Genomic DNA, 17,342 nt, shown 5'->3' with positions numbered 1-17,342 from the left:
TGCGGAGCTTGCCGAAGCATCTCTACCGCTTCGTTAGAAAAGCTCCTGGCAAAGCGGTAGAGATGCTTCGGCAAGCTCCGCATGACCGCCTTGTGCTTTCTCAATAGATTCGATTCCCGAATCCAGCTTAAAGGCACCGGCCAACCTATTCGTTCGATGCTTGGCTGAGGTCTAGGAACGTCTTGATTTCGTCCACGGCAGCGCGGGCCGAGCGGCCCACACCGATGAGTGTGGCCGATGCAAAACCCGTCCAGGTGCCGTAACCCACCAACCACAGGCCGGGCGCGGCAGTGGCGCGGGCACCGGCAGTAGCCACCCGGCCATTGGGCTGCAGTACGCCCAGGCCGGCCAGAAACGATAGTGCAGGCCGGAAACCGGTGCACCAGATAACCGCGTCCACGGCTTCCTCGCGCCCATCCGCCCACACAACACCCGTTTGTGTGAACCGCACAAACGGGCGTACACTACCCAGCACGCCTCGGCCGCGGGCTTTCTTCACGGGCGGCACCATTACGATGTGGCCGAACGTAGCTGGCGGAGCTGGCGCCGCGCCGGCTTGAGCGTTATAGCGCTGGGTGGCCTGGGTGAAGAGTACCCGGCCGTCCACGTCGTCGGGCAGGAAGCGGGGTTCTTCCTGGGTGACCCAGGTAGTGCGGGCTACCTGGGAGACTTCGGCCAGCACCTGGGCCCCGGAGTTGCCGCCGCCCACCACCAGCACCCGCTGCCCGGCAAACGGGGCCGCCTGCTGGTACCGGGCCGAATGCAGCTGAACCCCGCCAAAATCGGCCTGGCCGGGGAACTGCGGCACAAAGGGGCTACGCCAGCTGCCTGTGGCGCATACCATGGCCCGCGCCTGGTACGTGCCGGCGTCGGTTTCTACCACGAAGCTGCCTATACTGCCCGACAACGACGACGACGACCGGCGCACAGCGGCCACGCGCACGGGGCGGCGCACCGGTAGTTCGTAGCGCTGCTCGTACTGCGTGAGGTAGTCAATTACCGCGTCGCGGGTGGGGAAGCCGCTATCGGCGGCGGGTGGCCGGGGCATGAGCCAGCCGGGCAGGGAGCTGGCATCGGCCGGCGAGAACAGCCGGAGCGAGTCCCAGCCGTGGGGCCAGGCCCCGCCGGGAGCCGCCTGGTCGTCGAGCAGTACGAAATTCAGGCCCGCCCGCCGCAGATAATAGCCCACCGCCAGCCCGCTCTGGCCGGCCCCGATAACGAGCACATCGGTGGTAAACGCAGCAGAAACGGTGGCCATAAACGTTAGGTAGTTAGGAATTCGGTCCGCGCGAAATTGTGGGCATAGGCCTTCACCTGGTCGCGCACCTGACGAAACTGCTGGCTGATTTCTTCCTCGGTGCCCGTGGCTTTGGCCGGGTCGAGGAAGCTGTGGTGGTGCTTTTGGGCCGTGGATGGGAACACCGGGCACACCTCCTGGGCGTGGTCGCATACGGTGAGCACGTAGTCGAAGGGCACGGCCGCGTACTCGTCTACATGGTTGCTGGTGTGGTGGCTGATGTCCAGGCCATCCTCGGCCATTACGCGCACGGCACGGGGGTTGAGGCCATGCACTTCCACGCCGGCGCTATACACGGCAGCCCGCTCGCCCAATATCTGTTCGAGGTAGCCGTGCAGCAGCTGGCTCCGGCAGGAGTTGCCGGTACAGAGCACCAGTACGTTTTTCTTGCTTTCCATAGGTAGTGGTGAGAAGCGGGAGATGAGAAGTGGTAATTTAGAGAGGGCAACAACTTACGCCGCCGCCGTTTTGCCACCGTACCAGCGGCGGCGGAACCAGAAAGCCACGTTGACCAGCGCAATAAGGGCCGGTACTTCAATCAGCGGGCCAACGACGCCGGCAAAAGCCTGGCCCGAGTTCAGGCCAAACACCCCGATGGCCACGGCAATGGCCAGCTCGAAGTTGTTGCCGGTGGCCGTGAAGGCAATGCTGGCATTCTCGGCGTAACCGGCCCCTAGCCACTTGCCGGCCGCAAAGCTGACCACGAACATGACACCGAAATACAGCGCCAGCGGCAGGGCAATGCGCAGCACATCGAGCGGCACCTGCACAATGGTTTCGCCCTTCAGGCTGAACATGACCGCAATCGTCAGCAGCAAGGCCACCAGCGTAATCGGGCTGATGGCGGGGAGGTAGACCTGCTCGTACCAGGTGTCGCCCTTGAGCTGGCGCAGCACTAGGCGCGACAGGAATCCGGCCGCAAACGGGATGCCCAGGTACACCAGCACGCTCCGGGCAATATCCCAGATGCCGATATTCACGACGTAGCCCTGCAGCCCAAAATACGGCGGCAGCACCGTGATAAACAGCCAGGCCAGCACCGCATAAAACAGCACCTGGAAGATGGAATTGAGCGCCACCAGTCCGGCGGCATACTCGCGGCTGCCATCGGCCAAGTCGTTCCAGACCAGCACCATGGCAATGCAACGGGCAATACCAATGAGAATCAGGCCCATCATGTACTCGGGCTTGTCGGGCAGCAGCCAGATGGCCAGCCCAAACATGAGCACCGGCCCCACCACCCAGTTCAGCACCAGCGAGAGCCCGATAATGCGCGTGTTGCGGAAGACGGTGGGCAGCTGCTCGTACTTCACTTTGGCCAGCGGCGGGTACATCATCAGCACCAGCCCAACAGCCAGCGGCACGTTCACGGTACCCACCGAAAAGTAGTTCACCGTGTCGTTGAAGCCGGGCACCAAGTAGCCCAGGCCCACGCCCAGCAGCATGGCCAGAAATATCCAGAGCGTAAGGCCCCGGTCGAGGCCCGAGAGCTTTTTTTCGGCCAGCACGGCGGGAGCCGGGGCGGCCTGGATGGATGGGTGCGAAGTCAAGTTGAGAGGAATTTAGAGCCAGGTTACTCCCCGGCCCCGGTGCTAACAGGCGGTTTGGGTTGTAGAGACGCAAGGTTTTGCGCCTCGTCGTTGCACGGACAACATCAGCAGCGAGGAGACGCAAGATGTTGTGTCTCTACATCGTTTAATACAGCTCTAGCAGCACCCGCCGCCGGGCGTGCAGGCAGCCATTTGCAGCTGCGGCAGGGCTATTTGCTGAGCGTCGGGGATGCCGCAGGCATCCTGGGCCAGGCAGGCGGTTTGCTTGGCCGTCAGCACGAAATCGGTGCCGTCGAAAGTGAGGCCGAACTTGCCAATGGTCGCCTGCTGATACTCCACTTCAATGGCTAAATCCTCGCTGCCCAGAATCTTATCCGACAGGTTGAGGATGTGCAGGAATTTCTGGGGAGCCAGCCGGTGGTCGTAGTCGCCGGCTTCCCAGAGCTGGAAGTTGGCCACCGTTTCGCGACGCTCGGTGCCGCCACAATCCACAAAGTGCTTGCTGACCAAGCCTACCTCCGTAACGTGGAAGTGCGGGGGCAGCTGCTCGCCGGTGGGTAGGCGGAAGTTCACCGCGCTGAGCCCCTGTAGGGCCTGCTTCATTTCGGAGATGTTCATGGCTAAAAGGAGTTAATTGAAGCGTGGGTTGAGTGTCTGTTTCAGTATTTTCTAAGGCAACTACTGCTGTTGAACCGGGGAGCTAATGGCTATCAGCTAAAAGCTGACAGCTTATCAATCAGCACGCGCAACTATCGTCCGGGCCGCAGGCCGCGCCGGTAGTGGCGGCCGTGAAGAAGGCGGTGAACTGCTGCTGTACCTGGAGCAGCAGCTCGGTATTGAGGCAGTAGCAGACTGTGAGCCCGTCGATTTCGCCCCGAATCAGGTCCAGCGCTTTGAGTTCCTGCAAGTGCTGGAAAACGGTGGTGCGCGAGAGCGGCAGCTCGGCGGCAATATCACCCGAGATGCAGGTGTGCTTGCTGGCCAGTAGCTGAATGATGGCCACCCGCGCCGGGTGGGCCAGGGCTTTAGCCACGCGGGCCAGCTGCTGCTGGTCGGCGGTAAAAGCGGCGGTTTTGGCGTAGGTCATAGAGGGAAGCGGGTAACTATGTCGCAAATATACGACATATTATGACGCATGTTTACGACATAGGTGTCTGGATCGGTCATAGTAGCCACGTATTCAGTTCACATACCTCTCTTAATAAATTGAAATACAGGTTTTTTACCTTCACAAAACCCCAACACATTTCAATACAAATCGAGTAGTAGTAGTAGTAGTATAGTGGTTTCGCAAACGGTGGACCATGCTGGGAAGCCGCAACAGTTAGCGTTTCTCGTGGCTGATGTTTCGTATGCAGCATGGCCGTTCAAGGGTGAAACGCCAGCTGTTACGGCTTCCCAGCATGGTTCATTGTCTGCGAAACTGCCATAAGCGCCTCTCTACCCCGCCCGCCGTACCTTGCGGCCCTATGCCCACAACGCCCCCCGACACCCACCCCTTCATCCTCACCCAGGTTTCGCCGGAACTGATGACGCCCGAGCGGCAGCAGCGCCTGCTGGTCGACCTCTCGGACATGGACGATTACTACGTGGTGTTCGAGCGCTACGGCTTCGGGGGCGGTGGGGCCAGCTGGGCCGAGCACATCGAAACCATGCTGGAGGAGCACGACCCCGAGCTGCTCGACCATGTGGAGCTGGCCGGAGCGGGTGAGATTTTCCGGGCCTACACCGACGGGCCGGCCGCCACGGCGCGGCTGCTGGCGCTGGTGCAGCCCGTGTTTGCCGATTTGGGGGCTCTGAGCAAGTACCTGGCCCAGGCCGACCCCACCGACTTTTTCGAGTAGTAGCTAAATCAAGTTGCAGACCAGCAACCAGGGCTAACGCCTCTCCTTCCCAAGGAGGGGCGTTAGCGGCTTGGCCCAGGGAGTTCCCAAAAGCAAAGAACACAGATATATAGCTTATCCGTGATACTTTCGTGAAGTGTAGAGGCGAACTTTAGCTCATTGCTCATCCATTTCCTCCAACGCATGAAAAAGCTACTGTTTCCCCTATTGCTAGTGGCCCTGCTAGGTACGCCTGGCCTGCTGTCGTCTTGCTCCAGCAGCAACGACGATGACCCGGCTCCGCAGCCCCCCACCACCGGCACGGTTACGCCCAACGGCAACCTCACCACGCTTAAAACCGGCACCATTGCGCCCCAGAGCGGCACGCCTACCACCGGGATGCTTACCATTGTGCGCGACGCCGACAACCGCGAATTTGTGCAGCTGGCCGATAATTTTGTATCGGACTTTCACACGGGCACCGTTACCATTTACTTAGCCAAAGACGCCACCAATATCGGAGCCCAGCGCCGGGCCGATGCTACCAACGTAAAGGTGGTGGCCTTGGTGAATAAGAACGGCCGGCAGGTTTTCCTCATCGACCGGGGCGGGCTGGAGTCGTTCTCCACCGTAGTGTTCTACTGCGAAACTGCCGCCATTAACTTCGGGGCGGCCCCGCTGAAATAGTGCGGGCGGCTGTCAGGACCGGCGTGGGGCTGCTGCTGGCGGGCGGGCTACTGGGTACGGGCGGCACCGCTCACGCTGGTGGTGGCTGGATTCGGCCTGCCGGTGGGGCCTACGCCAAAATCGGCCTCACCAGCGTCAATACAAACAAATATTACACGCTCGCGGGCCAGGAGATTACCACTAATCGTTTCAGTCAGCAGGTGGCCAGCCTTTACGCCGAGGTGGGGCTGGGCCACCACCTGGAAGCCGTGCTGAATTTTCCGGCTTACCGGCGGGCCAGGTTCAGCGCCTCCACGGCCACGCAAGGCATCGGCGATGCGCAGTTGGGGCTGCGCTACGGGGTGTTGCGTGGGGCCTGGCCGCTGGCCGTAAGCGTAACCGCCGAACTGCCCACCGGCAACCCTGATGCCCGCGGCACCAACACCAGCAACTCGCAAATAGTAATTGCCCTACCCACCGGCGACGGCGAGTTTAACGTCTGGACCCACGCCGCCCTGTCGCACAGCTTCTTCGAGCAGCTTTACGGCACCGTAGATGTGGGCTTTAACGCCCGCACCAAAGGCTTTACCAATCAGTATAGCTACAGCGCCCAAGTGGGTTATTTACTGCTGCGCAAAGTCTGGCTGACGGGCACAATCCGGACGCTGGCCAACGTGCAGACGCCGCGTTCCGGTCGGCTGGCCAGCATCGGCATTGGCGAGGGCGTGGCTTACTCCACGGCCGCGTTGGGGGCCAACTACGCCGCCACCGACCACCTCTGGCTTACGGCCGACTGGGCCACCGGCTTCGGCAAGCTGCGCAACGTGTACGCCGGCAGCCAGTTCACGGTGGGCGTAGCCTGGGAGTGGAAGTAGGTTTTGAACTGCGTCTTACGGGTTATCCTGCGTATGTTCGTTACTCTGATAGAAGCTGATTAAGAAGTCAAAAAGAACGTCATGCTTCATCTGGCGTCCGCGCAGTCGAAGCATCTTTACCGCTTCGTTGCAATCATCAGAGTTAGCATTGCAGTAGAGATGCTTCGGCTGCGCTCCGCTTCGCTCAGCATGACACGTTCCTTTCTGACTTTCCGAACAGCTCCTCCGTTACTTTGCCCCAAAAGTTAATAGCCAACAGCTAGTAGCTATCAGCTCAAAAAAATGCCCACCAAACACGCCCTGATTGTGGAGGACGACGCCGACATTGCCGCGCTAGTGGCCGTGAATCTGCGTGACATCGACTGTGGTGCAACGGTGGCTACCAACGGGCTGGAAGGGCTGCGCCAAGCCACAGAGGGAGAGTTTGACGTGATTATTCTCGACATTATGCTGCCCGGTTTGAGTGGCATTGAGGTGTGCCGCCGCATCCGGGAGCAGCGCGTGAGCACGCCCATTCTCATGCTCACGAGCAAGGCCGAGGAAATTGATAAAGTGCTGGCCCTGGATCTGGGGGCCGATGACTACCTGACCAAGCCGTTCAGTGTGCGCGAACTGCTGGCCCGGGTGAAAGCCCGCCTGCGCCGCTCGGCCCCCGACAAGGAGCCCGGATTTGCCGGGGCCACCGCGCCCATCCGCTTCCGTTGCGGGGCGCTGGAGCTCGATACCGAGTTGCACCGCGTGAGCGTGGCCGGCCGGCCAGTGGAGCTAACGGCCAAGGAATTCGCACTGTTGGCCCAGTTCATGCGCCACCCCGGCCGCACCTACTCGCGCACCGAGTTGCTGGATCAGGTGTGGGGCTACTCCTATTCGGGCTACGAGCACACGGTGAACTCGCATATCAACCGCCTGCGACTCAAAATTGAGCCCGACCCCGCCCAACCCACTTACGTGCTAACCGTGTGGGGCGTGGGCTATAAGCTCACCGACGAAGCGCCCGTATGCTGAGCTGGCCCCGCCCCCGGAGCCTGCAGCTGCGCCTCTCGCTGCTGTTCGTAGTCCTGCTGGTAGCTGTGAGCGGGGTGTATCTGCTGCTAATCTCGCGCAATGCCGATGACTACCTGGCCGAAAACATGCAGCGCCGCAACCTGGATTTGGCGGCCTCGATAGCCAACGTGCTCAGTATCGACTCGGCTACCAACGAAATTGCGCCCGCCGCCATTGCCGAAACCTTCCATGCGGCCATGGTCATCAACCCCAATATCAAGCTCTACCTGATTGGGCTCGATGGGCACCTGCTGGCCGCCTCCGCCCAGCCCAACGAAATCCGGACCCGCACCGTGGCCATGGATCCGGTGCAAGACCTGCTGGCCGGCCGTCAGCCCCTTCCCCTCTACGGCACCGACCCCCGCCATCCCGCCCGGCCCCGGCCCTTTTCGGTGGCCCCGCTACACAATGGGGGCGGCGGGGTACACTGCTACCTCTACATCACCCTCGACGGGCCCGCCGCCGCTTCTTCCGAACCAGCTGCGTTGCGCCAGAACCACTTACTGGGCGTGTTGCTGCGCACGCTGCTGGTGGCCGGTGCGGGCGTGCTGGTGGTGGGGCTACTGCTGATTTCGCTTCTCACCCGCGACGTGCAGCGGCTGGTGGCGGTGGTGCGCCGCCTGCAGGCCGGCGACTACTCGGCCCGGGCCCGCGGCATTGGGGCCAACGACGAACTAAGCGAGCTGGCCACGGCCTTCAACGCCATGTCGGTGCGCACCGAGCAGGCCCTCGACGAGCTGCGTACCACCGATGCCCTGCGCCGCGAGCTGGTAGCCAACATCTCCCACGACTTGCGCACGCCGCTGGCCAGCATTGAGGGCTACACCGAAACTATCCTGCTCCGCCAGCACCTGCTGGCCCCCGCCGAGCAGCAGCAGTACCTGGAAACCATCCTCAAAAACACCCACAGCCTTAAGCGTTTAATATCCGAGCTGTTTGAACTCTCGAAGCTCGAAGCCCACCAGACGGTGCCCCAGCCCGAGCCTTTTTCGCTCCCCGAGCTGGTCCACGACGTGGTGCAGCAGCTCAAACCCACCGCCCAAACCCAGGCCGTAACCCTGCGGGTTGACCCCACCCCCGCCGCCCTGCCCTTCGCCTACGCCGACGTGGGCTTACTCGAACGGGTGCTGCAAAACCTGCTCGACAACGCCCTGCGCTACACGCCCGCCGGCGGCGCAGTGAGTGTACAGGTAACCCCCACCGCCGGCCGCCTCGCGTTGCAGGTGCGCGATACTGGCCCAGGCATTGCCGCTCCCGACCTACCCCGCCTCTTCGACCGGTTCTACCACTCCGACCAGGTGCGCTGCAAGTCGCGGGGTGGGTCGGGGCTGGGGTTGGCCATTGCCCGCAAAATCGTGGAGCTGCACGGCGGCGAGCTGACCGTTAGCAGCACCCAGGGCCAGGGGGCGTGCTTTGCGTTTTCGGTGCCGGTGTACGCGCCTTGAGTAGTCGGAGCAAACCTGAAGATGCAGCGGTAACTTCTCTCCCCAAAAGCGTTCTGCTACCGCGAATATCAGTCACCCGTCAGGCACTACCGATTTATTGGGAATTATTCCCGGCGCTGGCGCTGGGATTTCCTTTCTATCAACCAGCTCATACAGCATCCATCATCCTACATATACATCGAAGCTGTTTAGGAAGTACCAGGAATCAGTTAGGACGCCAGATGAAGCATGATGTTCTTTTGACTTTCTAAACAGCTTCATCCTATAAAATCAGCGGTTCCAAACGGTTTCTCGCCCCTAATGAGGCCGGATTGCCGGCTTTGCTCCTGGGGCGGGAGTAGCCGGGGAATGACTTTTGTGCCGTCGGGCTGCCGTCATACGCACTTCTTTCGTCCCCAACTCCTCTCCAATACCCCTGCCCCTGCTCTCCCGTTTCCGTTGGTTGCTGTTAGCCAGTTTGTCACCCCCAGTGTTCAACCGCGCCGAGCTGCGAGCCGGTTACCGCCGCTCGGTGGTCTAGCAACAGATTGCCTACAGCACCTACCAGAAGGCCGTTCAGGTAGGTTTCGAGGAAGTGAGCACCAACCTGCGCGGCATCGGGAACTACCAGCGCGTGTTCGAGCTGCAACTGTAGGAAGTGGAGGTCCTCCAGAAGGCCGTGAGCATCTCCGACGACCTGTTCAAGGCCAGCTACGCCACCTACCTCACAGTCGTCAGTGCCCAGCGCAGCGTGCTCGAAGCCGAGTTGGAACTCAGCGACACTCGCCGCCAGCAGTTCCTGCAGCTCATCGACCTGTACCGCGCCCTCGGCGGCGACTGGGCCGCTACTGACGCCCCTAACCCGGCTGGTCGGTAACTACTCGTTCATTTAATAGGCTTGAAGCTGGTTGGCAAGCAGGGAGTCATCGTGCGCAGATAGAAAATTCCATCGTAAAAGTTGGGCCAGTTAGCATAAATTATCTGGTGACCCTTGCCCTTCATAGCGAAGTATTCGGGTGGAAGCTGTTGGCTCTGCAGGGGTTTAAAGTCAATAAACCCATACGCTACATCAGCAGGCAGCCAGCTTTCCAAACTGTTCTTACTAGGCGAAGGCAGTACCGTGGGCGCACGCACGGTAGTACGCTGGCTCATGCCACTACCCGAGGTGAATCCAAGTATATAGGTCTGCGCCCGATTACGTGCATCTCCCGTAAATACCAATCCCATTGGACGTATTGCCGCAAGCTCTGCCCGAATTTGGACTTGCTGCGTAGCCGGCAATCGGCCTTGCACGAGATAGTCGCTGGCTTTGCCTTTCGTTATATGGGAACTTGCTGCCCAGACAATGATTTTTTCGCCGGCGAACTTTGTATTTACCAGCCAGTCAAGATTATCGGCCATTTGAGCATCCCGCACGTTGTAGGTGGTGTTATGGTCCTCGGTATAAGCGGCGCTTTCCTGGGCCAGTGCGTAAAGGTTGCGCAGTAATAGCCGGTCGAACGACCCAGCGCTCAAATGGGGAGATAATTGCGCCGTAATCGTGTCAAGGCAGGTTTCAAAGCGTTGCAGCTTGGCATGCTTGTCACGGATTGCTAGCCCATGCATCTGGTTGTCCAAGTCCAATTTTCCGGTAATGAAATTGGTGGACACCAATAGCGTATCCACGAAAGGCCGGAAGAATTGCTGGTAGGTACTGGTCTTAATAAAATCTAGCTGGTTCTTCGCCAGCAAATCGTGTAGGTACTGCGGAAAATGGCCCTTGCTAAAGCTGCTGTACAGCTGGTTATCAAAGCCCGAAATATGCAACGGGTGCGGGGTACTCGTTGTCTGCGGCACATACTGGTAAAGGAGATTGTCGCATTGCTGGCAAGCAGACCAATAGCGGTAAATGTTGCTATTCAAAAAAGCCGCTTGTGCAGCGGGGGTGCCAGCCACTTTCTCCCAACCCTGGTTCAAGGCAAAGAGGTCGCCTTCGAAGGCTAACACGTTGAAGCCTTTTTGTTCGTGCAAATACTTGACGAGTCTGGTTTTGGCGGTGAAGGTGGCTCCATCGCCGTGGTCCTGCTCCCCTAGCATCACGATGCGGGCATCGCCAACAGCTTCTCCAAAAGCCGCTAAATCCGCGTTATCGTGGTAATCTGGCTCAACAGAAGCAACCCGATTCAGCTGTTGTTGCACATGCCTCTTCGCGCGGGTTTGGGCGGCTCCGGATAATGTTGATAACGCAAAAAATATAGTCAGCGTGAGGTAGCGGAGTAGCATGGAAAGGATTAATTGGTCTGCTTGGTCAGATACCTTGGTTAGATTTAGAGTTGCAATCGAAATCTTATTAGTCCGGCTTCATTACCAAACCCCGCAGTCATCGGAGCCGATGGGGGCACCGTCGGGCATGGTTAGGGCGGGCGTGGGCTGAAACTTCTCGGGGTTTTCCTCGAACTCTCCGATAGTGCGTAGGGCGAATAGGCCCGTAGCGCGCTGGCTTTCGTTTTTGGCTGATTTCTGGCTTTTTTCGAGCTGGGTTTTCAACCTATCTATTTTGAGAGCTACCAGGGCCCGCACACCCATCGGAGCCGTGGGCGTGGCGGCCAAGGTGAGCAGCTGCCGGAGCGTGAGTAGCTGCACGAGGCGCTGTAGCTCGCCGGCCGGGCCGGTTTCGGGGCGGGCGTGCCAGGTGGCGGCCAGCAGCTTGTCGAGCACGGCGCTCAGGCCGGGCTGTTCGGGGTGGCGGGCGTGGTAGTCTTCCAGGCGGGCCGCCCGCTGGGGGTTCAGCAGAAACTCCAGCGTGGTAGCCGCCGCCGATTCGGCCGCACCCAGGGCGTCGAAGGTCAGGCCGGTGCGGGTGGGGAAGGTTTCGCGGGAGCGGCCATAGTTCACGGGCCGGGGCGGAATCTTGGCCAGCAGCTCCTCCGATAGGGCCAGCTCGCGGGGCGAAATCGTGCGTAGCAGGGCTTCCACGGCCTTCCACTGCTCGGCGGGCGGCACCAGCTTCGTAATGGTCTGGCCGTCGCCTTTCAGAGCGTAGGTGTAGTAGAGGCCACCCACCTGCTTGGCCGCCGCCTCTACCTGGTAGCGCTGGAGCAGGTAAATGGGCACCAGCACTTCTTCCAGAAGCGCCATCGGCCGGCCCGGGGCCAGGGCTTTTTCGGAGAAGCGGGCCAGCAGCTGCCCGCGCACATCCATCAAGCGGTTCAGCTCGTCGGCGGCGTTAGCGCCATCGTCCCAGAGGTGGGCCGTGGGGTGGGCCCCGCCGGCGGCCCGGGCGTCGGCATCAGCCATAAAGGCGAAGCCCTCGGCCAGGGTCTGGCGCATGATGGCGGGCAGGGCCGTTTTTTCGGCGGCCAGCGACCCAAAATCCTGGTAGCCGTAGAGAATGGCCCGCTTATCCCAGCTGCCAATGCCGGCGGCGTAAGCTTGGCTCAGGTCGATGCTGCCGTCGGGGCGCATCAGGATGCGGGGCATGGGATAATCCATCACCGAAGCCCGCTCCTGGGGGCTGGCGGCGTAGTTGTGGTAGAGGCCCAGCGTGTGGCCCACCTCGTGGGCGGCCAGTTGTCGCAGGCGGGCCACTGCCATTTGCAGCATGGCCGGATTGGTGGGCTGCCCATCGCCCTGGTAGGGTTGCAGCAGCCCCTCGGCAATCAGGTAGTCCTGGCGCACCCGCAACGAGCCCAGCGACACTTGGCCCTTGATAATTTCACCGGTGCGCGGGTCCACGATACTCGCCCCGTACGACCAGCCCCTAGTGGAGCGATGCACCCACTGAATAACATTGTAGCGAATGTCCATCGCGTCGGCGTCTTCGGGCAGCAGCTTCACCTGGAAGGCGTTGCGGTAGCCGGCCGCCTCAAAGGCCTGGTTCCACCACGCGGCGCCTTCCAGCAGGGCTGAGCGCACGGGTTCGGGCGCGCCCCGGTCGAGGTAGTACACCAGCGGCTCCACGGCCTCACTCACGGCCGCTGTGGGGTCCTTCTTGCGCAGCCGGTGGCGCACCAGTTGGCGCTGCATCAGCGGCTGATCGATGGGGGTGGCGTAGTCGGCGAATTCGTTGGCGTAGAAGCCGGCGCGGGGGTCGAAGGCGCGGGGCTGGTAGCCGGAATCAGGGAGCTGAATGAAGGAGTGATGCAGGTGCACCGTGAGGGCGCTAGGGTCGGGCGTGACGGAGCTGATTTCGCGGCCCTTGGCCTTGCCCACCAGCGTCACCATCGACTCAAACTCCACGTTTTGCGGGAAGCCCTTGGTGTTGGGCAGGAACACGGCCGAGCGACTTTCCTCGGCCTTATAACTGCCCTGCTTGAGCTCCTCCAGCTTGTCGCCGAGCTGGTGGGAGTCGCGCAGCAGAAAGGGCGTGAGGTCGACCAGCACCCGGTTGCCCTCCCGCGCTTCGGCCTTGAAGCCCCAGATAACCGACCGGGCAAAGGCCTGCTCCACCGACTTGCGCTCGTCGGGGTTGGGACTCACGGCGCGGTAGTCATAGTTGGGCTGGAGCAGCAGGATTTTGGGGCCGCTGCGCACGAATTTCACGATACGCGTCTGCCCAATCTGGCCTCTATCCAGCCCCAAATCGTTGGAGCCCACGCCGTGGGGCAGGCTGCTGACGTAGAGAATCTCTTGGTCGAGCTTGTCGATTTCGAGCAGAATACGGCCGGTTTTCTCATCCCAATAAAAGGGAAAGAAGCCCTCGAATTTCTGCAGCCCTTTGGTTTTTTCGGCTAGGGTCTGGGCCTTCAGACCGTGGGCCGCCAGCAGCAGCAGGCTTAGCAGTAATGCGTAGAATTTGGTCACGGGCGGGGTGCGGTTGCATAGTGGCAAGGAGCGGTAAGGTAGCACGGGAAACGCACTACCCGACCGGCGGCTTGCGTGGTGCCCGACTTGCTGGCAGCAACTGCAACCTCCAACCAGCCGCCGGACTCCTGCCAGCATTATTCACAACCCGAGTTCCATTGGCTGTCTTCCTCCCGCTCTTGTTGCTGGCCCTCTCCCGCCCAACTCCCTCCGCCCCACCCGATACCCTGACGGCCCGCGAAACCCGCAACCTCACGGCCCTGGCCAAGGCGGTGGGCGACCTCAAGTACTTCTATCCCAACCGACACACGGCCCGCGTACGCTGGGAAACGGTGCTCACCCACGCCATCCCGGCCGTGCGCCGCGCCCGCACCGATCAGGCGCTAGCTGCCACGCTCAACAGTCTGCTGCGCTCCCTGGCTTCCGAGGCCGTTTTCACGATTTCGCTGGCCACACCCGCCTCAGTTGTCCCAGCTGACCCGGCAACGGTTACCGTCGGCCACTTCTGGGAGCATCACGGTTTAGGGCTTGACAAAGCTGGTATGGGGTTGGTGAAAGGCCTAATGCGCCTGAGCGGGCTACGCTACGAGAGCCGAATCCGGACTATTTCGGTAGCGGAAGTAGCGGCATCTTTTCCAGCCGGGCAGCAGCACTACACTGAGCACCTCACCGATTCGCTACACCTGACTTTGCCACTGGTGCTCACCGAGGCCCAGCACCGGCAGCGACTGCGCTACCGGCCGGGCCGGCGGTTACGGCGGCTACGGGCCGATACCCAGGAGCAGCGGCTGGCCACCACGATGCTCACCTGGAACGTTATCCGTCACTTCTACCCCTACCGCACCGTACTCGATAGCGCCCGGTGGGCCAACGCGCTGACCGAAGCCCTGCCCCGGGCCGCCCGTGCCACCACTGAAACCGAACTTGTAAACGCCACCCGCCGGATGCTGGCCCACCTGCCCGACCGCCACATCAACTTCGTGCCCAACACCCGTACTGGCCTGCATATCAGCCCGCCCCCGTATGCCTTGCAGCTGGAACTGGCAGACAGCGCGGTAGTGGTGCGCCAGATACCCGCTCAACTGCGGCCGCTCGTAGCCCCCGGCGCGGTACTCACCCACCTGAACGGCAAAATTACAGGCCAGCTGCTGGGCTCGCTACGCCTGACAATCCCGGCTACCTCGCCCGCGGTAGCTCGTCAGCTGGCAGCCCAAGAGCTTATCCCGATAATGGGTGCCGAATATCGGGCGGTAGATTTTACGTTTCAGGATTCCGCAGACCAGTCGCGCACCCACCGCTGGACGTTCCGGCAACTACGCGGCAGCAACTACCACCAACTGCCACCAGTGCGGGAGCTGGCCGGAGGCCTCGTGTACCTCGATGCGGCCCGCTTGCGCTACAGAGATTTCCAACGGGCGCTGCCGCAGCTACAAGCCGCCCGGGGCCTAGTAATTGACTTGCGCCGCCGCCCCCATTACGAGCTGCTGCGCATTCTGCCCCATTTTAGTACCAAGCCGTTGCGCTCCATTAGCACGGCCACGCCCCTGTTGCATCAGCCTAACTTTAACCACGCCATTTTTCGGTTTCGAAACAGCGCCCCCGAACTGCCGCAACTGCCACTGCTCGCCATGACCAAAGTGTTCCTGACCGGCCCCAACACTTACAGCTACAGCGAAACGGTGGCTACTACAGTCCGTAACAACCACCTTGGGCCGCTGCTGGGCCAGCCCACGGGCGGTACCAACGGCGAAATGAACTTCGCCACCATCGGCCGCACGTACAAGCTGAGTTTCACTGGCCGCCGCGTCCGGCCCACGGGCGAGACCTACCAGGGCCGCGGGCTGGCTCCCGACATGCTGGTGACGCCCACCCGGCAGCAACTGGCGCGCGAACAGGATGCGGCGCTGGAACGGGCCGTGCAGTGGCTTCTGAGTAAACGGTAGTCAGCCTACCTACAGCGGCTTACGGAGGGATGCGCAGAGGTAACGAGAGAACCTCCTTTTAACCCTCCCGAATCCCTCCATAAACCGCTGCAGGAAGGCCCTACTTCCCCACTATCCCCTCAATCTGCGCCAGCTCTTCGGCGCTGAACGCCAGCTGCTCCAGGCAGCGCAACGAGTCGTCGAGCTGCGCGGGGCGGCTGGCTCCGATGAGCACCGACATTACCCGCTCGTCGCGCAGCACCCAGGCCAGGGCCATTTGGGCCAGGCTCTGGCCGCGCTTCTGGGCCAGTTCGTTCAGGCCGTTAATCTGGCGCAGGCGCTCTTCGGTGAGGTTGTTTTCGGTGAGGAAGCCCACGCCCTTGGCCACCCGCGAATCGGTGGGGATGCCCTGCAGGTACTTGCCCGTGAGTAGGCCCTGGGCCAGCGGCGAGTACGGAATGCAGCCCACACCCTCGTGGCCCAGCAAGTCGAGCAGGCCGTTTTCGGGACTGCGCTCAAACAGCGAGTACTTGGGCTGATGGATCAGGCAGGGCGTGCCCAGCTCGCGCAGCAGCCGGATGGCCTCGGCAGCTTCGGCGGGCTCGTAGTTGCTGATGCCCACGTACAGCGCCTTGCCCTGGCGCACAGCCTGGGCCAGCGCGCCCATCGTTTCTTCGAGCGGCGTGTCGGGGTCGAAGCGGTGCGAGTAGAAGATATCGACGTACTCCAGGCGCATCCGTTTCAGGCTTTGATCGAGGCTGGAAAGCAGGTATTTGCGTGAGCCCCACTCGCCGTAGGGGCCGGGCCACATGTCGTAGCCGGCCTTGGTCGAAATCACCAGCTCGTCGCGGTAGCCCCCAAAATCCTCCTTCAGAATGCGGCCGAAGTTGGTTTCGGCGGAGCCAGCCGGCGGGCCGTAGTTGTTGGCCAGGTCGAAGTGCGTGATGCCCGAGTCGAAGGCGCGGTGTAGGATGGCACGGAAGTTACTGAGCACGTCCACGTCGCCGAAGTTGTGCCAGAGGCCGAGCGAGACGGCCGGTAGTTTCAGGCCGCTACGGCCGCAGCGGCGGTAGGGCATAGCGTCGTAGCGAGCGGGGCTGGGGAGGTAGTGCATAGGTTGGTGTTGAGGGGATTTTGCGGCCAACAGGATCAGGTAGATTGTTCCAGCATCTGTTTCAGGTCGCGCAGCCTTCCGCGTACGTTTAGTTGCAACACGTAGCTGGCCAGAGGGGAGAACAGCCGCAAAGGGCCACGCAGAGCGAAGGAATAGGTAAACGTGGCGTTGGTAAGGTCGGGAGAAAGGGCTTCGAAGCGCCAGGAGCCCGCGAAAGCCTGAAACAGACCGGCCGGCCGCGTCAGCTTTACGGCTGCCACGCGAGGCGAATTGAACGACACGTACTCCGTTTCCATACCAATACCGTGCTTCGATACGCACCACGACTTCACGCCCAACCCCGCCTCCGTAGCCCCGTCGAGTAGCACGGCTTCGCGTAGAAACGTGTCCCACTTCAGCCGTTGGCCGTAGTCCTGGGTGTAGTCAAACACCTCCTGCTGCGGCCGGGCAATCTGGATAGATTCCGTGAATTTAAACTGCCTCATGTTCGGCGTTTCGTTGGATAGAGCGCAACAAATAACGCTGAAACAAGTGTAATACGGCTGTAATCGGGGCCAGCAGCAGCCACCGCAGATTACGTTGCACGCTATACTCGGTGCGGAGCGTTAGCATGGTGCCACCCGCCTCTTCGCGCAGTTAGTAGGCTCCGGCCATCATCCGGAATATGCCCGCCGACAGCTCAAATACATAGCCCACCCGAAAGCCGGGCTCGGGGTTGAAGCGGAAGGAATAGTACGTATTGGGCTCCCAGCGCAGAATCTGCTGCTCGAATTTCTTGCCGTTGGCAAAATACGCCGTGCGGCTACCACCGCCGCCCTCCGTAAGCAGTTCGGCCCGTAGTGGCT

Annotated in this window: 17 protein-coding genes; 7 read left to right on the top strand and 10 right to left on the bottom strand. The window is 61.4% G+C overall.

The genetic code is table 11. The annotated features are described in order from the left end of the window. Positions 1-145: 145 nt before the first annotated feature. From HW554_RS11105 to HW554_RS11085, 5 genes are all read right to left on the bottom strand, one after another. Entirely contained in the window at positions 146-1,258 is a 1,113-nt protein-coding gene (locus HW554_RS11105; RefSeq protein ID WP_176908658.1) for an ArsO family NAD(P)H-dependent flavin-containing monooxygenase, read from the bottom strand. Positions 1,259-1,263: 5 nt separating this feature from the next. Next, entirely contained in the window at positions 1,264-1,695 is a 432-nt protein-coding gene (locus HW554_RS11100; RefSeq protein ID WP_176908657.1) for an arsenate reductase ArsC, read from the bottom strand. Between the two features lie 54 nt (positions 1,696-1,749). Further along, on the bottom strand, positions 1,750-2,847 hold the full coding sequence (gene arsB / locus HW554_RS11095; RefSeq protein WP_317170871.1) for an ACR3 family arsenite efflux transporter: 1,098 nt from the start codon (positions 2,845-2,847) through the stop codon (positions 1,750-1,752). A gap of 156 nt (positions 2,848-3,003) precedes the next feature. Next, entirely contained in the window at positions 3,004-3,465 is a 462-nt protein-coding gene (locus HW554_RS11090) for a DUF6428 family protein (RefSeq protein ID WP_176908656.1), read from the bottom strand. Positions 3,466-3,583: 118 nt separating this feature from the next. Further along, a complete protein-coding gene (locus tag HW554_RS11085; protein ID WP_176908655.1) occupies positions 3,584-3,934 on the bottom strand; it encodes an ArsR/SmtB family transcription factor in 351 nt (116 codons plus the stop codon). A 382-nt stretch (positions 3,935-4,316) separates the two neighbouring features. Between HW554_RS11085 and HW554_RS11080 the strand changes: the two genes are divergently transcribed. From HW554_RS11080 to HW554_RS11055, 6 genes are all read left to right on the top strand, one after another. Next, the gene (locus HW554_RS11080) at positions 4,317-4,691 is read left to right on the top strand and encodes an Imm51 family immunity protein (RefSeq protein ID WP_176908654.1); all 375 of its coding nucleotides are present in this window, start codon (positions 4,317-4,319) and stop codon (positions 4,689-4,691) included. Between the two features lie 183 nt (positions 4,692-4,874). Further along, positions 4,875-5,357: a DM13 domain-containing protein gene (locus HW554_RS11075; RefSeq protein ID WP_176908653.1), complete on the top strand. Its 483-nt coding sequence runs from the start codon at positions 4,875-4,877 to the stop codon at positions 5,355-5,357. After that, positions 5,357-6,211 (top strand): hypothetical protein, encoded by an 855-nt coding sequence (locus HW554_RS11070; RefSeq protein ID WP_176908652.1) that lies wholly within the window; start codon positions 5,357-5,359, stop codon positions 6,209-6,211. Before HW554_RS11075 ends, HW554_RS11070 begins: the two co-directional genes overlap by 1 nt. Before the next feature lie 282 nt (positions 6,212-6,493). Further along, on the top strand, positions 6,494-7,216 hold the full coding sequence (locus tag HW554_RS11065) for a response regulator transcription factor (protein ID WP_176908651.1): 723 nt from the start codon (positions 6,494-6,496) through the stop codon (positions 7,214-7,216). Beyond that, entirely contained in the window at positions 7,210-8,700 is a 1,491-nt protein-coding gene (locus HW554_RS11060; RefSeq protein WP_176908650.1) for a sensor histidine kinase, read from the top strand. Before HW554_RS11065 ends, HW554_RS11060 begins: the two co-directional genes overlap by 7 nt. 637 nt (positions 8,701-9,337) lie before the next feature. Then, the gene (locus tag HW554_RS11055; RefSeq protein ID WP_176908649.1) at positions 9,338-9,556 is read left to right on the top strand and encodes a TolC family protein; all 219 of its coding nucleotides are present in this window, start codon (positions 9,338-9,340) and stop codon (positions 9,554-9,556) included. Positions 9,557-9,564: 8 nt separating this feature from the next. On the opposite strand, the gene HW554_RS11050 is transcribed toward HW554_RS11055, so the two are convergent. Together HW554_RS11050 and HW554_RS11045 are read right to left on the bottom strand one after the other, a co-directional pair. Next, positions 9,565-10,941: an erythromycin esterase family protein gene (locus tag HW554_RS11050; RefSeq protein WP_176908648.1), complete on the bottom strand. Its 1,377-nt coding sequence runs from the start codon at positions 10,939-10,941 to the stop codon at positions 9,565-9,567. A gap of 81 nt (positions 10,942-11,022) precedes the next feature. Beyond that, positions 11,023-13,461: a zinc-dependent metalloprotease gene (locus HW554_RS11045; protein ID WP_317170870.1), complete on the bottom strand. Its 2,439-nt coding sequence runs from the start codon at positions 13,459-13,461 to the stop codon at positions 11,023-11,025. A 158-nt stretch (positions 13,462-13,619) separates the two neighbouring features. Here HW554_RS11045 and HW554_RS11040 point away from each other — a divergent pair, with 158 nt between their 5' ends. Beyond that, entirely contained in the window at positions 13,620-15,404 is a 1,785-nt protein-coding gene (locus tag HW554_RS11040; protein WP_176908646.1) for a S41 family peptidase, read from the top strand. Between the two features lie 100 nt (positions 15,405-15,504). Here HW554_RS11040 and mgrA read toward each other — a convergent pair whose 3' ends face one another. From mgrA to HW554_RS11025, 3 genes are all read right to left on the bottom strand, one after another. After that, positions 15,505-16,497, bottom strand: a complete 993-nt coding sequence (gene mgrA / locus HW554_RS11035) for an L-glyceraldehyde 3-phosphate reductase (RefSeq protein WP_176908645.1) — start codon at positions 16,495-16,497, stop codon at positions 15,505-15,507. 35 nt (positions 16,498-16,532) lie between these two features. Beyond that, complete coding sequence (locus HW554_RS11030) at positions 16,533-16,982, bottom strand: type II toxin-antitoxin system RatA family toxin (RefSeq protein ID WP_176908644.1); 450 nt, start codon at positions 16,980-16,982, stop codon at positions 16,533-16,535. 151 nt (positions 16,983-17,133) lie between these two features. After that, positions 17,134-17,342 (bottom strand): hypothetical protein (locus HW554_RS11025; protein ID WP_176908643.1); only part of this gene is annotated, 209 nt, incomplete at its 5' end.

This window comes from Hymenobacter lapidiphilus (assembly GCF_013377885.1).
GTDB classification, from domain to species: domain Bacteria; phylum Bacteroidota; class Bacteroidia; order Cytophagales; family Hymenobacteraceae; genus Hymenobacter; species Hymenobacter lapidiphilus.
This window is presented reverse-complemented; position numbering and strand designations above follow the sequence as displayed.